Below are 20,282 nucleotides of genomic sequence, written 5' to 3'. Positions count from 1 at the left end.
ATTTCTCTCAAGGGCAGGTTCTGCTTTTATAAGGGTATATATGCCCTACCCATAGGCTGTTTTCAGTCTCGTTTCCACCAGGTCTGCAATCTCTGCAACTTCCTGAATGTTCAGAGAGTTATTTACAGTAATACAAGCATTAATTGCTATCCCGTTTCCTATCCTCCTTGTTTTAAGCTCGCCGGAATCCAGTACTCCTTCGGTTCTGTTTATTATCTCCCTGATCTTCCGATTGTTTTCTTCATCAAGGGAAGCTTCTATGAGTTCGTTGGCAGTACCATAGAGGAGCTTGCTCGAGGTTCCGAGAAGGTAAAGGCTTAAAAGAACTGCAATAAGAGATTCAGCTATAGCCCAATTTTTTCCGGGGAGAAACGTGCATCCTATGCCCAGAGTAACAAAACATGAAAAAAATAGACTTCTGATGTGAGTTTTTCTGGTATAAGAGTCAATTTCTGAGGAAATACCCTCAGTTTGCTTTCCGGCTCTCCTATTAAAAAAATGAATAATTTCTTTTGATACAAGGGTAAAAGCAGTTGCGTAGAGTGCAAACATTTCAGGGGTTTCTGTCCCTCTTCCCTGTATAAACATAAGTAGCTCTCCTGAAGCTAGAGTTAATGATTGTACTCCAGCAAAAAGAAGCACACATGCTCCTGCTCCCGTAAAGAGGGTCGTAATTTTTCCATATCCATAATTATGGTTCCAGTCTTCGGGTTTGCTGGTAATAAAATGGTCCAGAAGTTTTACGGATTCGCCGATTAACTCTGAAAAGGAACGGATTGCATCCGCAAGAAGTGCTGTGCTGTTTCCCAACAGTCCTGCAATCAATTTAACAAAAGTTAGTACGAGACTAAAAAAAAGGCCGGTATATGATCTGTTCCGGAGGTTATTCAAATTTTTGTCCGCTTTCATCCGAAATTCCCCTTAATGATTGTTTTAATCCTCCTTTATAAAGCGGGCCCATTTGACCGGGTTGAAAAGAGATTGCTTTATTATTGAAATAATTTTAAAAATTTATAAGACCTCGAAGGCCTACATTTTCCCTGCCGCGGTACATAACGCAGCATTTTCAGCCACTAAAATCCAGATATCTCGGAGAGGGTGAGTATATTGAAAACACAGATTTATAACCTGTGTCTTCAAGGGTTGAGAACTTTTTCGGGTTTTCGGTCCTGTTTTTGCCCTGTCGTTTTTGTGGGTTTTGTAGGCCGTCGAGGTTGGTGTAGGTATTCCTCAGATACCTTTTTTTACTGAGGGTTTTATGCTGTCATTACTTTATCTTCAGAGTGGAGCAACTGTCTTTCCATGAACTTCATTCATTACCATGGCAAGAGCCGTATACAGAGATCCAAGACCCATAATAAGTCCAACGTATCCAGCCACTACAAGCAGCCCGGTACTTCCGGTTGCGTTTACAACGGCAAGCAGCATAAATAGTATAAATAATGTCACAAATACAAACTGAAGGGCTCTGACTCCGATCTTCATTGTAATGATCAACATAACAAAGGTGTACACACCCCAGATGAAGAGATATGCGGCCATAGCGGTTCCAGAAGAGGCTTCCGCCCAGCCCATTGCAGGCATTACAAGCAGTCCGGCCAGTGAGAACCAGAAAAGGCCGAATGCCGAAAATGCAGTTCCTGCAAAAATATCTCCTTTCTTCCAGGACATGATTCCTGCAAACACCTGGGCAAATCCTCCCAGGAATATTGCCATGGAGACAATCATTGACTCCACAGGGTATACGCCGATGTAGCTCAGACTCAACAGGACTGCAGCGAGGCCCAGGCCGGTAAAGCCGAGAGGGGCGGCATTTGCAGTTTTGTCGATTATTATGGTAGAAGTTCCTACGTTTTCGCTCATGATCATTCCCCTGAAGCCATTTTTTAAAAAATTAAAAAAAGAAGTTTAGGGCTTAGAGCCCATAGTTTTCAGGTCTGAAAACTGCAACTTCCTGTTTGTATTTAGTCAGGCTTTCACTCATGAACTTTTCAGCATCATCGGTAAGGGCTACAAGGTCGGCTTTAACCTTTGCAAGAGCATTGGTTTCGAACCTTGTAAGTCTGAGCTTGCCGGAGTTGATGCCTTCTTCTACAATGTTACAGCACTCAATTGCAGCATTCTTGGAACGGAGGTAGTTGTTGTTTCCGTCCTTTGCAATTGCCTGGCCTACCTTGTAGGCGTTGTCATAGGCGAGGACATATCCCTGTGGGTCTCTGTACTTGTCAGAGAGTGTGAGGATGTCCCTGAGGTCCTTTCCTTTTCCGAGTTTCAGAGCGGTGTTCATCATGGAACAGTCGTATGCAAGAGTCTCGGACCAGCACTGAACTGTGGTACCGCCGAATTCACCGTGGTATTCAACGGATTCGTTGGACCAGAGGTCACAGCACTGCATGGTCAGGTTACCCATTACGTCAGAGTGGGCGCAGGTGGAAGTCTTACCTTCCTGAGCAATTGGTACACCAGAGATGGATTTTATGATGGTGTTTTCGTATCCGCAGTCCTTCCCGGGGCCAGTTGCGCCTGCTTCATATGCACAGAGGGACCTTGATGCAGATATTGCCCTTGCAACGATTGCAGTTGTGTGGGCAAGGTTCTTGTCAAGCAGACCGCCTGCGATGAACATTGCAGTGTTTGCCTGGGCACAGTCTGTGTCACCGGCTGCAACTACTCCGTTCTTCTTTGCAATGTCTGCAATGTCGGACCAGATCATTTCCATGTCCATGCTGCCGAGCACACCGATACCGAAGAGGATACCTGCAGTGTCGTTCCTGAGGATAGAGTAGTCGAATACTTCCTTACCACCCATGCTCTCTACGGAAAGCATGTCAGCACCGTTCTGGGCACACTGTTCAAAGGCTTCCATAAAGGTTGTGTACTTGTCTCCTCTGAGCTGGAGATAGTCACGGTCTTCACGGATGTCACCGATTGTGTGGCGGAGTGCGCACTTTATGCCGTATTCATCGTGGTATTCTTCCATGATGGTCTTCTGGGCATGTGCAACAGCGCCTCCCCAGTCGGGGTTGTTGGACATCTGCTCGACGTGTTCGGTTTCGAGTACGATTGAAGGTGCACCGATCTGGACCATTCTTGCCATTGCGTCGGTGGTAATCCTTTCGTATTCTTTAATGAGTTTGTCTTTAGATTTGCCTGCCTGAGGTCTCGGGGCATAGTTCAGTTCAGGAGTTGTGTATCCAGCACCGATCTCGAGGCCAAGGCCTGCCTTTACGGGGTATTTTGAGTTCCCGAAAAGCATGTCATCTGCTTTAGCGTAAGCCATTGAAGTGTATTTCTTTACCATTTTGCTCCCTCCCTTAGTGCTTGTGGAATTCTGCTCTTAACTTCTCTATGTCGTTCCCACTGGCAAGGATTGCATCAGCAATCTTCACAGCGTCTGAAGCTTCTTCACCATAAACTCCGAGGTCATATTGTGCAACGAAGTCCTGGTTCACAGCACCGCCACCACATGCAAAGGGCAGTTTTAATCCCTTTTCAAGGAGCTTGTCATTGATTTCCTTGAATGCATACATGGTGGTTGTCATGAGAGCAGTACCTGTAAGCAGTATTGGTTTATCTTTTACAACAGCTTCAATGACTTCGTCAACAGGGACATCTCTGCCCAGGTCAGTTACGTCATAGCCGGCTGCTCTCAGGAGGGCAGCAACAATGTTCTTTCCGATGTCATGCACGTCACCTTCTGCAACATGGCAGACAACTGTGCCCTTGGGCTCGGGTACTTCGGTGGTCTGGGATTTGCAGAATTCAATACCATTCAGCATTGCATCAGCAGACATCATAACATTGGGGAGGAAAATGATACCATCGTCGTAGAGCTTGGATACAACACCCATGCCTACCATCAGAGCATCATTGATAAGGTCGATTGGTTTCTTGCCTGCAGCGATTGCGGCTTTGAGTCCGTCAACCACGTCGTCTTCTTCTCCCTCATAGATTGATTTTGCAATCGGGTAGATGAGTTCATCCTTCGGGTAAAGCTCTTCTGCTGCTTCGTCAGGAGTCATTTCCTTTTCGAGGGCGACGTTGTAGCGTACTAATATGCCATCGATGTCTTCCAGTTTCAAATCCAACATATTTTAACCTCCATTTTATAATGAAGAGATCTCAGATTGCTCAGATCTTCGATCCTGCAAGTTGCATCTTCCTGAACTTTCAGGTATTTCTTCCGAAATACTTTCTGAAACAATGTAAATGAATTCGAAAACCTCCAGATCGAATTCTTTCCATTGTGGGGGTATGGATAACCTCTTGATGGTGTACTGGTTGCACAAAAGTGCTGAATTACAGGTCAATTTTCCTGTTTTTCAGGCTCCTCAGGAATGTTACTGATTTCCCGGAATTCCGGATTTCCAGTTCCTATTTTTCCGGTGCCAGTAGACCTTTTTTCCCAGTTAACTTATGAAAGGTGTACTCCCTTTACTATTCGGGAATTCACTTGCAATTTAAAGTTAGATTTCCTCGCATATACCTTCATCTATGCTAATTTTTGCGCAGCTATAATTTTATAGTTGTCACTCCAATTTTCTCCGCAAATGATTTTATAAAAAAGAATTGTTTTTTTGTTTCCATTGATTTGATCAATGGTATCAAAATTTATAGAGCAATTATCCTCTTTTCAGGGATATCTCTGATTGCGGATATTGAAGATATACAGACTTTTATTTGAGCTATGGAAGTTAATCAAGTGGATTTGTTTTTTCTGGAATATTTAATAAGGCAAAATAAGGTTCTTCTGGATTTTATCTTGAACGCATGCAAGTATAGTTTACATGCTCAATTGTTTTTCTTCATTTTCGATATATTTTATTTTCTTCCTAATATATAACTGGATTCTCAAAGTTCAGGTCTTTAAATTGTTCCTGAATCTGGTTAAATCCTATTTTTTGCTTTTTTTCCACCGTTTTTAAAAATGTGGGCGAACTTTTCCCTGGTAAGTTATTGCATCTCTGTTTTTAATTTCTTCTTATGCTAACTTCCAAATATTTTCGGTAAATTTATTGCCCTCCAGAAGCCAGGTTTTTCCGGACGGCTGAAAGAGTACTTTACCTCTCTATATAAGGGGTTTCTTTCGGGTAAGGATCGAGGACAATTCGATCCTATATAAAGTTGTTGTATGTCCGGTCAAGGCTTCCCTTGACCTGAAACGTATTTCCGTCAGAGGTTACTCTGCTTAAAGGGGCTTATTGTGGCCTGATGGTGTCCGTGGTCTCTTTTTTCCATCTTTACATATGAAAGTTGCCTGTTTTCCAGTTGCCCGGTTACTGCCACATCCACGGCTTTAACCAGTTCTTCCCTGGGTACGGACGTTATTGCCGAAAGTACTTTTATCCTTGACCTGGGATTTCCTTCTTTTTTAAGCACTTCTATTGCAGGGTTTTCATGCGCTGAGGTCACACTTCCCTTTACAAAGTTTCCGTTGTGGGTAAAGGAAAGCTTTATGTGCCCTACGAATTCGGGGTTAAGTTCTTTTGCTCTGTTTCTTATATTCTCCAGGATCTGCTCGGAAACAGAGACTGCGGTTTCAAGGGGAATTTCCTGTGAAGTGATCTCAAATTCGGAGGAATATGCCGAAACTCCGGACATCTCGATTGAGTTTTTCGCTTCAAGAACTGTTTTTTCCTGGCTGTCTCCTCCAAGCAGTTCCAGCATTTTGTCAAAGTTTTCTCCTCCCTGCCTGGCTGAGAAATGAACCATCCTTGATTTCGGGTTCAGTTTGCGCAGGAGTCTGCAGACCTCAAGGAGTTTCTCAGGTCCGATGAGATCAACTTTGTTGATGCCAAGGATCTCTGCGTCTTCTATCTGGTTTTTCATGAAATTGGGGATGTCTTCCGGGTCGGAGCCCAGACGGCTGGCATCTACGAGGTTCGCTATGGGAGCGAAGGTTATCCCCGGCAGATCCATGCTTTCTATATTGCTTTTGAGCTGTCTCGGAAAGGCTATCCCTGTAGGCTCTATTATTATAGTATCCGGACGGTAGGAATTTCTAAGGCTTTTTATGGTGTGCTCCATGCTGATTCTAAGAGTACAGCAAACGCATCCGCTTGTAATTTCTCTGGTTTCCACTCCGCCTTCCGAGATCGTGTCCCCGTCTATCCCTATCTCTCCGATCTCGTTGACGATAATTGCTGTTCGCTGCCCCTGTGCTCCAAGGTATTCGATAAGTTTTCTTATTGTAGTAGTCTTGCCGCTTCCAAGGAAGCCGCCGATTATCATGCACTTCATAAAACCTCAGCAGGAAACCCCGGAGTCTTTAGCTCAGGGAAGGAATGCGTCAACTTCTACATCCTGCTCTATTGAATTAGTTTTTTATCAATGTAATGAGGGCGAATAAATCACCCTCCCTCTCGTTTACCAATTTTCTTAAGGCTTATTGTACATGATCGGAAGACTGCCCCCTTCCTGCCATGAGGATTCCGGCATAGAGGGCATACCGATCTTACTGGTCTCAGGTTTTAAAGTCTTTTTTCTTAACTCTTTAAATGGCAAAAAGGGCCTGAAAAGTACCTTTTTCCTGATTCTTACGGTACTCTTTTACTTGCCATAAGGCTTGAAGTTGGGAGCACCGAACCATATTTTCTGATTTTTGGCTGACATTTGACCGGAGAATGGCAAAACCAGGTCTCAGCCGCCTTTTTTTGATTTTTTTGATATAGGTTTTTTCCGGGAGGCACATTTAAAATGGCAAATCTGTGTCTTCCGGAAAGACATTGAAGGTCTAACTTCTTTTTTGGGTATGATAACAATGCCAAGATGAGAGGGTGAGGCATTGCAATCAGTGTGATATCATCTCTTCGGGACGATTTCATCAATTCTTAGCACGTTTCTTGCTGTTTCTGTACCTGCGATAATGGCGAGTTTCTTGACCGTTGCAGAATCGTATACTTTCGGCCCCTTATCAGTTACCTTTCGTGAGAGGTCTATCCTTGCCTCTATCCCTCTTGAATATGAATTCCTCATCTGCGCCATTGCATCAATTGCATTCATTCCCATATTTCTGGCAAGAATCGTGGGGATTTTTTCGAGGGCTTCTGCATACGCCTGGATTGCAAGCTGTTTCTTTCCTGTCTGTGTTGCCGCAAACAGCCTGACCATGTGCGCCAGTTCAAACTCTATTGCTCCTCCTCCATTCACGATTTCCCTGTTTTTCATAAGGAATGCCGCATTATTCAGGGCATCGTCTATCGCTTCTTCGACCTTGTCAAGCCCATATTTGACAGGTTCCCAGATCAGGATGGTGGCTATTGCCTTCTCTTTCACGGCGATGAAAACAAAGTTTTCTCCGTTCCTTCTTTCAACCTTTATGCTGTCTGCCTTTCCGAGGTCGTAAGGGAGAATCTCATCCTGAAATACTTTCAGGGTTGTGCCTGTTGCTTCTGCAAGTTTATCGAGGTCTTTCGCTTTCAGTTTCTTGAAAGCCAGCATATCATTGTCCCGGAGCAGAGTTTCGATATAAGGGTCGATATCTCCCTCACAGAAAAGGACGTTTGCTCCAGAATCAATGATCTTTTGGGCAATTTCCCTGCACATCTCCTTCTTTCTCTCCTCATACAGGAGCGCCGTCTGTACCGAGTCCATTTTCAGGTTGTGCTGAGGGTTTAAGTATCCGCTTTTAATCTTGAGGTCATAATTTATGATCAGGACGGCAGGGTTCTGGAAACATTTCGGCATATCCTCCCTTGCCGGGTTTTCATCCATGATCAGACCTTCTATTGCAACGATTTCCGGTCCGCCTTTCTTTTTGAGGATTTTGACGTTCCTGTTAAGGTCAATTCTTCCATCCTGTTTTTCGCTCAAATGTCTTACAACTTTCAGGACAACTTCAGTTATTGCCTCTGCCTGATACCTTTCGACTCCTTTTCCCGTTGCAGAGCACATAATTGTTGTGCGTACGTCTTCTTCTCCAGCCTGCTTTATGCTGTACTGGAGCATTTCATACGCTTTTTGAAGGGCAAGCTCATACCCCTCTATAACTGTTGTAGGGTGTATCCCTGCTCTTATAAGCTGGATTGCGTTTTTTATAAGGTTGCTTGCAAAAATAACAGCTGTCTTTGTACCGTCTCCGCAAGCTTTGTCCATTGATTCGGCAAGCTTTTTGAGGGTAGTTACTATCGGGTGGAGTACATCCATTTCCTTTAAAATTACCTTCCCGTCGCTAGTAACAAAAATGTCCCCTACAGGGTTTACTATTATCTTGTTCATGCCTTTCGGCCCGAGAGATGAACCCAGCAGCTCATCAATTTCTATGGCTGCTCTTTCGAGCTGGTCTACCAGCTCATCTTCTTTTACCGGTTCGTCAATGAGGATCTTGTCTTTTATAGTCCGGGCCAGTTTTGCCATTCCATCCTGGCTTTCCAGGTCAGGTGTTTTTAATTCGCTTGCCATGTTTTTCCCATTTGCTGCGGTTGACATTCATAAAGCATTATTAATATTAGTATTTATATTAATTCTACTACTAATACTAATTGTGAATTTTTGATGATTCGGAGAGCCTTCCTGTGTATTCGAGATAGATATCGGGATCTTCCATTGTAAGGTCCACTTCTGCGGGTAGATCGGAACATCTGGAGTCCGCGTATATATCTGTATATTCATCTGTATATTCTATCGATCCCGGGGCTAAGCTCGATTCATAGTTCACAGGACTTATTTCAATAACTGAGTAACGGAAGAGGAACCTCTGAGATGAATGGTTCAACTCCAGCTTATAGGTCGCAGGGTGTACAGGACTAGAATAAAACCTTTTTTCCTCAGTTCCGGGTACTTTCTGATATCCCATCCGGTTTCACCTCTTTTACCAGGATAGTTAAAAAGGTTCTCTGCCATCTTCTGCGGAAATTTTTACGTTTTTCGGCCCAAATGTGGTTTTATTCGTTTTTTATTCTCGTTTTTCTTCCTTCCCAATGCCTTTTCTATCGTTTTTAGTCGCTTGCACTTTTTGAGGCAAAGGGTGCAGGAAATAGTGAGAACCCGAATTTTTTATTGTGATAAAATAAAAAGAGGATGGGCCGGAAGCCCATCCCGTACCTGGCAAGCCCAGGTTTACCTTTTTCTTAGGAAATGGCTTCAGCGGGTTTATCCCATGATCTTTTTGTAGAGTTCCGGACCCTTCTCTGCCACGGTGTATGTCTGGGCAGTGATGGAGTCACAGGGTGCTCCTGGTGGCACTTCACAGCCGGTTGAAATCATGTACTTGGACTGCATGCCGTTCTCTTTGAGGGTGTTCAGGACGCTCTCCTGGAGGGCAACGGTGTTTGCTTTCATGGAGGCGAGGCCTTCTGGGCTGTTGTCCAGGAAGACGATCGGGCTGACTTCTCCGCCGAACATGGTTTTCTTGCCGTGGGTGCTGATCAGGTACTTGTGGTCCTTGGAACCCTTGTTGACTTCATCAGGGTAGAAGGTGTAGCTGTAGTACTCCGTGTTCCACTTGTCGATGAGGTCCCAGTGTGGGGCATCGGAACAGTTGTGGATAACAACTGGCTTGTTGTACTTCTTGTACAGTGGAGCGATCCTGTTCTGCATGACCTGGCCTTCGGACTTCATGTACTCGTCAGCGCCGAGGATGACGTTGTTGGTCCAGAGGGTAACCATACAGAGGTTGTCCGGCTGAGCTTCCTCGAACATGCCCTTCATGATTTCTTCTACGTAGGTTGTGGTCTTGTCAAGGGCCTTGAGGACGACATCAGGGTTGGTCCTCAGGTCGGAAAGGATGCGGGTTGCTCCCATGATCTGGGTCAGAGCGACCATTGGGCCTTCGATCAGGGCAGTCATGGGTGCGCCGAGGGCATGTGCCTTCTCTGTTGCAATCTTGTTGCCCTGGATAAGGTTGTATGCACGGGTGCCTTCCTTAAGTTCGGGGATTTCAAGCTTATCGTAGTCTTCGAGGTGGCCGATTGCTGCAGGGGTATCTTCCTCAGGGTACCTGATTGTTGCACCGAAGTCTGCTGCGTCGACACAGAGGTCGGTCAGGCCGACGAAGGTGTCCATGTTGAAGTACTTTATACCTGCTTCGACACAGTCTGCGTACTTTTCGGCACTTGTTGAGTAGTCCTTGTAAGAGCAGGGCACGAACTTTCTGGATACACCGCAGGCGAGAGGTGCTACAGGGAGCCTGTCGACCTTCTTGTCCTGGAAGGCAGAGCCAAATCTCTCTGCTTTGGTCATGGTTTCCGTGAACTTCGGGACCACTGAGTCGAATTCGGCTTTGACTTTTTCAGCGGTTATGAGCCCTACATCGATCTTTTCCTTGCCGCCTTTCTGTGCGAGGGATTCCTTGTACTTCATCTTGCTTGCTGCAATTGAGGAATCGCTCCATAAATCGGTAGGAAGCTCGCTTACAAGAGAGGAAAGAGTCTCAACTGCCGCGCTTGCATCAAGGGCTGTGCCGTCTGCACCAATGCTGTCTGCAAAGGTCTTGGAAACAGGTGCACCGCCTACCATGACAACGAGGGAGTCTCTTATGCCTCCTTCCTGGAGCTGCTCGATAACGGTTTCCATGCCACCCATTGTTGTGGTCATCAGAGTGCTCATTGAGATTGCAGTTGCCTTGTTTTCCTTTGCTGCTTCTGCGAACTTGTCAAGGGGCACGTCACAGCCGAGGTCGATCATGTTGAAGCCGGCTGCGGTCATCATGGTCTTGACAAGGTTCTTGCCAATATCGTGTACGTCTCCTTCAACGGTACCGATAATAACATTTCTGGGGACTGAGGTTCCGTCTAATTTAATGTAAGGGGTAAGGATGTCCATTCCGGCATACATTGCATCTGCTGCGAGCAGAAGGCTGGGGACAAAGGCTTCTCCCTTCTCGTACATATCACTGATAATCTTCATGCCTTTTGCAAGGCCGTCAACGATTGCTTCATATGCGTCGAGGTCTTCATCAAGGACTTTCTGTGCGAATTCTTCTGCAAGTTCATCGTCGCCTTCAACGACAGCATCAGCTAAAGCGTTCAGAATATCTTCTTTTGCCATTGAAAAATCTCCTTTTTTTTAGTGACGGACCCAGATAGCCAGTTTTCGTCCTGCTTTTCCGGATCTCTATCTACTTTTACTTAGATCCTTAACGGGTTCCACAGCCCGTCAATTCCCTAAATCCAATAATATACTCCTTAATTCACAATATGGCCATTTTTCCTGAAAATCAGAATCTTCCGGCCGCGGTACAGGCTGGAATTTCACCTGAATTTAGTCCAGGTTATTCTTTCATTTCAGGTTTAAATGGTCACTATTGACAGATTAACTCAATGGTATATAGCTTAACCGACAGTGCTTTTTAGTTCAGTGCCAATTTTTTCTCTCCCGGTGAAATATAGTTTTCCTCATATTTTGTATGGGCCTGATTTTTATCGGGCTTCTTATTTCAGGGACCGGGGAAATTTGTTGTATCTTTACTTTTTAAGTTCACAGCCTTTTTGCAAACATGAGATTTTTACCGGGGGATGGAAAATTCCTTCCCCTTGAATAATAAAAACCATTGAATATTAGGGGGGCACATAAAAATGAGGGGTATTGAAAATTTGAGGGTAACTATCGGGAAAATACAGGTTGAAAGATCACAGATGCCGTCCCGCCGGCTGGTCCGCCCTTTTGAGCCCATGGCATTTATATTATTCGGTGTGAAAACAGATCTTTTGTTTCTCAGTTATACTGAAAACAATAAAATATCTCTGATGTTTGCTTTATATCTTTTGATTTTTTGCTTATTCTGATACTTTAAATATAATATCTATAGTTTGTGTTATGCTGATCAGAATCATACTTTAAATATAATGCTCGTAATATAATTGATATGATTTTTATCTAAAGAGATTTTCCATTTTTAGATTAAAATTTTATATTGAAAATATGTTGATAACCACTCCTTTAATGAGGTGTATAACAACAAGAGCTAAAGTTTCAAAACGCTTTATTATACGGGGCAATAATAATCCCGGTAAAGTACTGGATTTATCCAGTAATGCTCTTGGCTAAATGTTGAAGCTATCCTTCCCGGAGGACTGAGGTGGGTTATGGGTAAAGCTCCGGAAAACGGTAGTCCGACTTAACATAACAGATGATGGTTGGAAGCGGATAAATATGAGTTCCCTTATAGACTTGATTTTCTTCTCTGAAAAACGAAAAAATCTCCTTGTCCAGTTAGCTAATGGGCCGATGTATATTGATGAGATCAAGGACACCCTTAATGTAAAGGCATGTGCGGTAATGCCGCAGATAAAAAAACTGAAAGATATGGATATCATCGTGCAGAAGGGAAATGCCTATGAACTCTCGGATATCGGAGAAGTTATAGTTGAAAAGATGCTTCCCCTTACTTCTCTTCTTGATGTTTTTGACGGAAACAAGGATTACTGGTCAAAACATGACAGGTCTCCGATCCCAAGGCACCTGATTAAGAAGATGGATATGTTGGGAAAATGTACTCTGGACGAGCCTGATCTGGACCACCTCTTTGAATTCCCAAGACATTTGCGGGACAGACTTTACAGCTCAAAAACCCTCAAGTCATTCTACTCTTATTTCTGTCCTGACTGCCCTTCTATACAGGCAAGCTGTGCAGAGAAAGGAGCTGAAGTGCACCTGATTCTCGATGAAAAGGTCTATAACAGGCTGAAAAATGACTTCGAGGAGGAATATAATACCTGCCTGGAAAATAAGGTGTCTCTTTACATCTATTCTGGAAAATTAAGACCATCTTCTTTTATGGTTGCGGACACTTTTATGATGCTGAAGCTCTTTGGAAAAGATGGAGAATTCGACCACAGGAAAATCATGAGTTTTACTCCGAGTGCTCTGGAATGGGGCAATGAACTTGCCCAGTATTATATAGACCACTCAGAGAAAATCAATTAAAAAGCGTTACTATCTGTCGGCCAGAATCATTTCTGGCAATTATTTACGGCAGCCAGGCCGGACCTTTCGGAAAAAAATATTTTTGAAAATGGCGGAGCGGGAACACTTTTAATCTGACTCGCCCTTTTCTTTCTTCTTATTTTTCCCTGCCTTTAATACTCACGATTCTCTGTACATGTCCATGCTGTTCATGTTTGTGATATCCATGTCCATGCTTCTGGCCGTGTTCTTGATCATGTCTGGCTTTATGCACGTCTATTCCCCTTTTCTCAAAGGTTTCCTGTACCGAGCTGTTCACAGCATCTTTTAGAGTTTCCTTCTCAACGTTTGAGACTGCTGAGAGGATCTTGAATGTCGGCACAGCTCCTTCTTTTGATTTGATGATCTCTTCCTGTGGCTCTTCGTAATAAATAGTAATGCTCTGTTTCACGGTTTCAAATCCATTGTCCAGGAAGAGTTTGATATGGCCTACAAATTCGGGGTTTAGCTCCAGAACCTTTTCTTTTATTGTGTTCATTAATTCAGTAGTGAGCTCCCTTGCTGTTTCCGTGCTCAGGCTTTCTCCTTCCTTTATTGCAAATTCTGCAGCATAGCTGCCAACTCCGGAGGCTTCGATGGAATTTTCGGTTTCCTGAGATTCAGAAAGTTTGGACTTTTCTTCTGTGGTGGTTACTTGAGCTTTTTCCGGAACTTCTTTGATATCAGGGAGAACTACCTGCATGAAACTTTCAAATCTTTCCCCGGTATCCTTTCCTGAAAGCAGAACCACCCTGGCTTTAGGGTTCAGCTGCTGGACTGAAGCTTCCAGAATGGGGATTCTGATAGGTTCGATCAGATCTACCTTGTTTATTCCCAGAATCTCGGCATCTATAATCTGTCTCATGGCAAATTCTTTTACCTCTTTGATCAGATGCTTGAAGCGGCTGCCATCAATCAGGGTCACGAGGGGCGCGACTTTCACCTTATCTCCAAGATTCATAAGCTCGACTTCGTTCCTGATAATGTGTGGGAAAGCAATTCCTGTGGGCTCGATCATCAGGATATCGGGTTTGTATTCATTTGCGAGGAGGGTGATTGTTGTCCTCAGCCCTACTTTCAGAGAGCAGCAGATGCAGCCGCTTGTGATCTCCTTGGTATCGAATCCGAACCTTTTGATCACGTCCCCGTCAATCCCTATTTCCCCTATCTCATTCACGATGATGGCAACTTTTTTTCCTTTTTCTGCCAGGTATTTACCCATATTGATAATAGTGGTTGTCTTCCCGCTTCCCAGGAAACCACCCACAACAATGACATCCACTTTCTTTCCTCCGTTTTCTGCCGCTTTCTGCTTATTTCCCTTTTCTTTCCTGTCATTCTAGAATGAATTGTAAACCCCCAGACCTCTGCTCCGGAGATATAAGCGTCAATTTTTCTATTCTCAAAGTATATTGTTTTATCTCTAAATCGGGGGTGATCAAAATCTTTTTTGTGTCTCTCAATCCGTTTTTGGCATCTATTCCCTCCGGGTTTATCCCGGCTTTCAGAGTAAAACAGTTCAAAATTAAAAGAAACATAATAAAGTCAAAAATTAAAAGCAACTGAACAAACTTCGTGGGTACAAACAAAAAATAACTCTAGTTTTGAAGGTAAATATTTACGAGAAAGAAGGGAGAAAGCTCCTATGCTTTAGCTAGGAGTAGTTCACTCACTCGACATCTTCTGACCACGGAAAATGAAGCAGTAAGCCCGCAAACTTTAGTTCACGGGCATTCCACTTTATTTCATTTTTAATAAGTTTTTCTTACCTTCTTTTTTCCTTCTCAGTTGCCTGCAACAGTCAGGTTTTCCCATTTGAACCTGTCATCCGGGCAGGCATGCAGGCAGCGCTGGCAGTTTGCTCCGTCACAGAGGTCGGTCCTTATTTTTACAGTCCCGTTGTCTTCCATCCTGAGAGCTCCGTTGGGGCATACCTTTGCACACTGTTTACAGCCTGTGCAGTCTTCGATGACCATGGTAAGGTAGGTCCCGACTTTTTCAAGCACTTCAAGTCCTTCTTCTCCGAGTTCAGGAATATCCCTTTCAACCTGACGGTCGATTTTAAGGAGCGTTGAAGGCTCGCTGATCATGGGGAGGTTTTTCTTTTTCAGGAACTTCTGTAGCATCTTGAATGCCATGCCCTCGTTCCAGTAGGCAAGTTCAAGCATATATGCTTCCTTAAAGGCCTCGGAGGTTGCGAACATCACATGCGTGCCCAGGATTTCCTTTGCAATTGCCTGCAGTTCCCGGAGCCTGTCTTCAGAAAGCAGGATTTCCCGGGCAACAGTCAGGGAAGTGTTCCCTATCTGGGAGACATAATTTGCGTTGTAAGGGATCATCCCTACCTGGTGAGCTTTTGCGGCATCCATGTAAGTCCCGGCAGCTCCTGACATGTGAGCTATCTTGAGGTCTTCCATCTCAATGCCTGCAGCTGCACAGAGGGTAATGTGCCCTGCCCTGAGTGCCCCTATGGCTCTTCCGGCCGCGATAAGGTCTTTATCCGTAAACTTGATCCCATCCTGGAGGTGAATGATGCCCTCAGGAGTCTTAATTTTTGGCAGAACTATCAGTTTGTTCCTTATCCCGGCTTCGATAAGGGCAATAACTCCTGTCCCTGTAATGCCTTTTGCAGTGACCTCTCCCTTTTCCACAACATCTCCTGTCTTCGGGTTTACGAGGTCTCCCATGGCTGTTTTCATATCCCTGTCGAGCACGTAACAGCGCAAGTTTTCTCCTTCAAATTCGACATCGCAGATGGTATGCGGGGATGCAATGGACCCGCATTCGATTTCCTGACCTTCGAGAGCTGGCCCGGCAGCAGCCGATCCGGTGTAAATAATCCCGTTTGATTTCAGGGCCATTTCGGCGTTTGTCCCGTAGTCCGTAGCGATCGCAATCTCATCACTCTCGATCATGCCTGCCTTTACTATAAGGGCAAGTGCATCGGCTCCAACCTCGTGTTTTATGGAGGGGGGTACAAACAGTTTGCAGTTCTTAAACTCCTCAAATCCCTTAATTTCGGTCAGAGGTACGACTCGAGCGTCTCTGTTTTGTTCTTCAATATGATACTTCTGTTTCTTACGCTCGCCTGCGTATGCCAGGTCTTCAATGGGAATTTCCTGAAAGATAGAAAGCTGGATAGGGTTTCCGCAGATTGAGAACTTCTCCATCTCTTCGGGTTTTACTCCGAGTTCCGTAATGATATTTTTTACTGCCGTTGCCGAGAGCCCGTGAGCTTTGTCAAGCCCGTAATGGATTGCAAAGTCAAGGTGGTCCATTACGTTTGCTCCCGGCAGGGGGTTCCGGAGAGTTATCACGGTTTTCTTAATCTTGCTGTTTTCCAGGTCAATTTTCTGGGCCCTGAATCCGCTGGTTCCCAGGTCAATTGCAACTCCTGTTCTCATATCTTAACCTCCTCCAAAAAAGTTTAAGACTTACTCAACAATTATCTCAGCATTTGTTGTTTCTAATAAATTTCAAGAAGTTTTGTGGCGAATAAGCTGTTCCGGTGAGTTTTGCTGAATCTCTTGCCTGGATTGAGCCTCCTAAAATAACAGCCTGTTAGGGGCCTGGTTCCGGATCTCCTCATTCCTGAGATTCCTTCCTGGCAAAGTAAAAAAATATGAATCGGGACAGAACATCCCGAAGTTCTAATTGTTTTAGAGCTCCGGGATTTGCCCCTAAAAAAATAAAGAAATCTTTTGTGCCTTTTCAGGCGTAGTATTCGTCTCTTGCTGCGACCATGGCTTTGATGTTCTCGAGTGGGGTCATGGGTGCAATTCCACAGCCTGGTGCGAGCACATCGATACCGTCTGCAAGAGCCTGCTTGGCTTCGGCGTTGATCTTGTCAACAGGTCCGGGCAGCAGGGTGAACGGACTGGAGATGTTTCCTACTAACCTTGCTCTGGTTCCGATGATTTCCTTTGCCTTCTTTACGCTGCCGATTTTTTCTTCAACGCTGAGGCCTTCAAATCCGCAGTCTGCCATATAGTCGAGAACTGCGTTCACGTTTCCACAGATGTGAAGGATGGTTACGGAGTTCACGCTGGCGGAGAACTTCTGCAGCCTTGGCTGGAGATACTGCTTAAAGGAGTCAGGGCTCATGAGGTCAGGGGAAGCGACAGGGTCTGCAATGGCAATGACATCTGCGCCTGCTTCGACCATTGCGTTTGCATAGATGATTGAGGCTTCAGTTGCGAGGTCCAGGGCCTGTTCGAAGAGTTCAGGTTTTTTGATGGACCATTTCATGAAGGATTTTACACTTATAAGGTCGGAAGCGACTGTGATAGGGCCTTCCATACCGCCAACGATTGGCACATCAGGACCTACTTTTTCCCTGACGATCTTGATTGCTTCAAGTACTGCTGGAATTCTGCCTCTCTGAAGGAGGTCTGCAGGGATTGTTGCGCCTTCAATTTCTTTGGGGTAGGGGTGACCGGTGACGGAGGGCTGCCTGTTCTTGGTGCCCATATTGATCTCACAGCCCATGGCTTCGACCAGGACGGTAAGGCAGTAGGGGACCCTTACAGCTTCAAGTCCGCTGAGCTCGTAGTTGGCGATTGCCAGCTTTGCCATAAGTTCAGGGTTGGTGTGGGCTTCAGGCCAGGGGGCTCCGACTTCATCCATTAATTCCACAATCCCGGTCTGGGTCACGGAACAAACTGGCGTTTTGTCAACGGGCTTGCCTTCAAGGGCAGCTAAAAGTCTTGTTTTAAGTGTGAATTCGCTCATATCGGTCATACCTTTTTTACTTCTATTCTTATACATATATTTTTATTCCAATTTAATTGTCTACTTGACAATATTATATAGACCTTTTCAATCCAAAATGTTTCACACTCTGGACAAGAGTATCCAGAGTTTAAAATATATTAAAAAACTGTAGTTCTTACTGATGAATAGAGCCAGCTAGTCCTTATGAATCAGCTTTTTTGTCTTGCCTGAGCAGGAGTGAGAATTATGGCAGTAAAAACAATTCTCTAGCCTCTCAATCGAGTTAGGATACGAATATTTTTTTTAGTTAACAAATTATAAAAGCTAATTGCCGAGAATTTTTTTTTGCCTTTTTTTTAATAAATCATGTAATAAATTTTAACTATATTATCCAGGTTCTTCATTTCTTCCAATCGTTTTCCATCCTCTATTTTCTACTATCTGGTTCTGTAATCGGTAAAAGCTCTATTAAATACCAGCCTCGGATAATTGATTATTCTGGATTTTTGAAGTAATTCGGCAGATTCGTAACGTTAAGTTTCTTATTCTCGCGTCACATTGAACTATAGGGGATTCGATGGAAAAGGAATTGGCTGGAAATAAAAATAGGGTATGCTCTCCGCTGGGTGATGAACATCTTATTTCTCTTCCTGAATTTCTAAAAAGGTTCGAAACGGACGAAAACGGGCTCAATGAACAGGAAGCTACACGAAGGCTTCAGGAATGCGGGCCAAATATCCTCGAAGAAGCAGGAAAGGAAAGCATACTTAAGAGATACGTCCGTCAGTTCCGAAATTTTTTCGCTGTCCTGCTGACTGTAGGAGCGCTCCTCTCTTTTCTTGGCGAGTACCTTGATCCCGGGCAGGGAAATATCTATATAGGGGTTGCTCTTTTCGCAGTCGTTCTCCTTAACGGGACTTTCACGTTTGTGCAGGAGTATCAGGCTGCAAAGACAATGGAAAGCTTCCGGCAGCTTCTACCTCCTCATGCAAAGGTCTTCAGGGATGGAAAAGTAAGGGATGTCCTGGCTTCGGAACTTGTGGCAGGGGATGTCGTCCTTATTGAAGAGGGGGATAAGGTTCCTGCAGATGGGCGTCTGATTGAAACCAATTCCCTGAAAGTGGACAATTCAACCCTGACCGGGGAGTCAGAGCCGCAGTTGCGTTCTCTTGAATGCACTAATTCGAATCTGCTGGAATGCCGGAATATGGTTTTTTCCGGAACTCTCGTACAGAGCGGGAACGGTAAAGCCGTTATTTTCGGGACCGGACAGGATACCCAGATCGGAAGCCTCGCAACGCTTACAGAGCAGACATTATCCGTGGACACCCCTATCCGAAAAGAACTCAACCATTTCATAAAGATTATTTCAGCAATTGCGATTTTCCTTGGAATTACCTTTTTCCTGCTCGCATTCTTTCTCCAGAATATTTTTCTCGCAAGCCTTATCTTTGCCATAGGAATCATTGTTGCCAATGTTCCTGAAGGGCTTTTGCCCACAGTTACGCTTGCCCTCAGCCTTGCTTCCCGAAGAATGGCCTCCCGGAATGCCCTTATAAAACAGCTTGAGTCTGTGGAAACCCTGGGCTCGACTACTGTGATTTGTACGGACAAAACCGGGACCCTTACTCAGAACAGGATGGCAGTAAATTCTCTTATCGTAGGGTTTGAAACTCTGGAGCCGGAAAAACCTTCCCTTTCTCAAGAAGGCTCTGCAGGGCAGGATGCAGAAGATGGTACAAAAAAAGGTCTTGCGGAGAAAGGTACTGACTCAGGTGCAAGAGGAGTTCCTGTTACAGGAAATCCCGTGTGGAATCCGGAAAAGATTCCTCCGGTTTTTATAAGGGTTGCAGGGCTCTGCAATAACGCGAAACTTTACGACTCGCCTCCCGGATACACTGGCGACCCGACAGAAGGTGCGCTTCTTGTTTTTGCGAACAGTTTCGTAGATGTAAAAAATGTAAAAGAACTCCAGCAAGAGTATCCGAGGCTGGAGGAGTTTCCTTTCGATTCCCTTACCCGGCGCATGGAAGTTGTCTGCCGCACTCCCGAAGGCAAACTTGAGGTATACCTTAAAGGCGCTCCGGAAGTGGTTGTGGAAATGTGCGGGTCAGTTATGGAGTCCGGAGAAATCCGAAAACTGGATGAAGCCGGGCAAAAAGAGCTTCTGGAAAGGCACCTGAGGCTGGCAGAAAAAGGCGAAAGGATAATTGCCCTTGCGTTCAGGCAGGCAGAAGCACAGAACGAGTATACCGGAGATTTTATTTTTCTGGGTTTCATCGGGATTGTAGACCCACCGCGCCCTGAAGCCAGAGAAGCTATTGCGAAATGTCATGCTGCCGGGATTAAGGTTGTCATGATCACAGGTGACCACCCGGTTACCGCAGAGTCAATTGCCAGGGATGTAGGACTTGCGGTATCCGGAAAACCTGAGATTATTACCGGAGACGAGCTGAAATCCCTCTCCCGTACAGAGCTTGCTTCCCGGCTCAAAAACCCGAGTATTGTTTTTGCCCGAACCTCTCCTGTACAGAAGTTGAAAATAGTACAGCTCTTCCAGGCAGAAGGAGAGATCGTTACCATGACCGGAGACGGGGTAAACGATGCTCCTGCTATCAAGAATGCCGATATGGGGGTCGCTATGGGCAGCGGCACGGATGTGGCTCGTGAAGCCGCAGACATGGTGC

Annotated in this window: 13 protein-coding genes; 2 read left to right on the top strand and 11 right to left on the bottom strand. The window is 44.9% G+C overall.

Annotation, left to right across the window (positions count from 1 at the left end; all coding sequences use genetic code 11):
* Positions 1–45: 45 nt before the first annotated feature.
* From EO95_RS07215 to EO95_RS07175, 8 genes are all read right to left on the bottom strand, one after another.
* The gene (locus EO95_RS07215) at positions 46–810 is read right to left on the bottom strand and encodes a cation diffusion facilitator family transporter (protein WP_235282903.1); all 765 of its coding nucleotides are present in this window, start codon (positions 808–810) and stop codon (positions 46–48) included.
* 468 nt (positions 811–1,278) lie between these two features.
* Positions 1,279–1,863 carry an acetate uptake transporter gene (locus tag EO95_RS07210; RefSeq protein WP_048133547.1) on the bottom strand — a complete coding sequence of 195 codons (585 nt, stop codon included), beginning with the start codon at positions 1,861–1,863 and terminating at the stop codon, positions 1,279–1,281.
* A gap of 52 nt (positions 1,864–1,915) precedes the next feature.
* A complete protein-coding gene (gene mtaB, locus EO95_RS07205) occupies positions 1,916–3,301 on the bottom strand; it encodes a methanol--corrinoid protein co-methyltransferase MtaB (RefSeq protein ID WP_048133546.1) in 1,386 nt (461 codons plus the stop codon).
* Positions 3,302–3,314: 13 nt separating this feature from the next.
* Positions 3,315–4,091, bottom strand: coding sequence for a methanol--corrinoid protein MtaC (mtaC, locus tag EO95_RS07200; RefSeq protein WP_048133545.1), 777 nt, complete (start codon positions 4,089–4,091; stop codon positions 3,315–3,317).
* A gap of 1,081 nt (positions 4,092–5,172) precedes the next feature.
* A complete protein-coding gene (locus EO95_RS07195) occupies positions 5,173–6,240 on the bottom strand; it encodes a GTP-binding protein (protein WP_048133544.1) in 1,068 nt (355 codons plus the stop codon).
* A gap of 561 nt (positions 6,241–6,801) precedes the next feature.
* The gene (locus tag EO95_RS07185) at positions 6,802–8,427 is read right to left on the bottom strand and encodes a TCP-1/cpn60 chaperonin family protein (RefSeq protein WP_235282902.1); all 1,626 of its coding nucleotides are present in this window, start codon (positions 8,425–8,427) and stop codon (positions 6,802–6,804) included.
* A gap of 49 nt (positions 8,428–8,476) precedes the next feature.
* Entirely contained in the window at positions 8,477–8,794 is a 318-nt protein-coding gene (locus EO95_RS07180) for a hypothetical protein (protein ID WP_048133541.1), read from the bottom strand.
* 296 nt (positions 8,795–9,090) lie between these two features.
* Positions 9,091–10,986, bottom strand: coding sequence for a uroporphyrinogen decarboxylase family protein (locus EO95_RS07175; RefSeq protein WP_048133540.1), 1,896 nt, complete (start codon positions 10,984–10,986; stop codon positions 9,091–9,093).
* Positions 10,987–12,090: 1,104 nt separating this feature from the next.
* Between EO95_RS07175 and EO95_RS07165 the strand changes: the two genes are divergently transcribed.
* Entirely contained in the window at positions 12,091–12,864 is a 774-nt protein-coding gene (locus tag EO95_RS07165) for a winged helix-turn-helix domain-containing protein (protein ID WP_048133538.1), read from the top strand.
* A 136-nt stretch (positions 12,865–13,000) separates the two neighbouring features.
* On the opposite strand, the gene EO95_RS07160 is transcribed toward EO95_RS07165, so the two are convergent.
* From EO95_RS07160 to mtaA, 3 genes are all read right to left on the bottom strand, one after another.
* Positions 13,001–14,164 (bottom strand): GTP-binding protein, encoded by a 1,164-nt coding sequence (locus EO95_RS07160; protein ID WP_048133537.1) that lies wholly within the window; start codon positions 14,162–14,164, stop codon positions 13,001–13,003.
* A gap of 502 nt (positions 14,165–14,666) precedes the next feature.
* Positions 14,667–16,286 carry a methylamine methyltransferase corrinoid protein reductive activase gene (locus EO95_RS07150; protein ID WP_048133535.1) on the bottom strand — a complete coding sequence of 540 codons (1,620 nt, stop codon included), beginning with the start codon at positions 16,284–16,286 and terminating at the stop codon, positions 14,667–14,669.
* 307 nt (positions 16,287–16,593) lie between these two features.
* Positions 16,594–17,613, bottom strand: a complete 1,020-nt coding sequence (gene mtaA, locus EO95_RS07145; protein WP_200895019.1) for a methylcobamide:CoM methyltransferase MtaA — start codon at positions 17,611–17,613, stop codon at positions 16,594–16,596.
* A 559-nt stretch (positions 17,614–18,172) separates the two neighbouring features.
* Here mtaA and EO95_RS07140 point away from each other — a divergent pair.
* Positions 18,173–20,282 (top strand): cation-transporting P-type ATPase (locus EO95_RS07140; RefSeq protein WP_048133533.1); only part of this gene is annotated, 2,110 nt, incomplete at its 3' end.

The sequence above is a fragment of the Methanosarcina sp. 1.H.T.1A.1 genome, assembly GCF_000979295.1.
In the GTDB taxonomy this organism is placed as follows: domain Archaea; phylum Halobacteriota; class Methanosarcinia; order Methanosarcinales; family Methanosarcinaceae; genus Methanosarcina.
The sequence above is the reverse complement of the archived record's forward strand: the minus strand, read 5'-3'. Positions and strand labels throughout refer to the sequence as shown.

What these genes read in the sequence shown, in the direction of transcription:
- EO95_RS07210 (WP_048133547.1), bottom strand. Translation starts at nt 1,863, where the DNA reads ATGAGCGAAAACGTAGGAACTTCTACCATAATAATCGACAAAACTGCA.
- mtaB (WP_048133546.1), bottom strand. Translation starts at nt 3,301, where the DNA reads ATGGTAAAGAAATACACTTCAATGGCTTACGCTAAAGCAGATGACATG.
- mtaC (WP_048133545.1), bottom strand. Translation starts at nt 4,091, where the DNA reads ATGTTGGATTTGAAACTGGAAGACATCGATGGCATATTAGTACGCTAC.
- EO95_RS07195 (WP_048133544.1), bottom strand. Translation starts at nt 6,240, where the DNA reads ATGAAGTGCATGATAATCGGCGGCTTCCTTGGAAGCGGCAAGACTACT.
- EO95_RS07185 (WP_235282902.1), bottom strand. Translation starts at nt 8,427, where the DNA reads ATGTCAACCGCAGCAAATGGGAAAAACATGGCAAGCGAATTAAAAACA.
- EO95_RS07180 (WP_048133541.1), bottom strand. Translation starts at nt 8,794, where the DNA reads ATGGGATATCAGAAAGTACCCGGAACTGAGGAAAAAAGGTTTTATTCT.
- EO95_RS07175 (WP_048133540.1), bottom strand. Translation starts at nt 10,986, where the DNA reads ATGGCAAAAGAAGATATTCTGAACGCTTTAGCTGATGCTGTCGTTGAA.
- EO95_RS07165 (WP_048133538.1), top strand. Translation starts at nt 12,091, where the DNA reads ATGAGTTCCCTTATAGACTTGATTTTCTTCTCTGAAAAACGAAAAAAT.
- EO95_RS07150 (WP_048133535.1), bottom strand. Translation starts at nt 16,286, where the DNA reads ATGAGAACAGGAGTTGCAATTGACCTGGGAACCAGCGGATTCAGGGCC.
- mtaA (WP_200895019.1), bottom strand. Translation starts at nt 17,613, where the DNA reads ATGAGCGAATTCACACTTAAAACAAGACTTTTAGCTGCCCTTGAAGGC.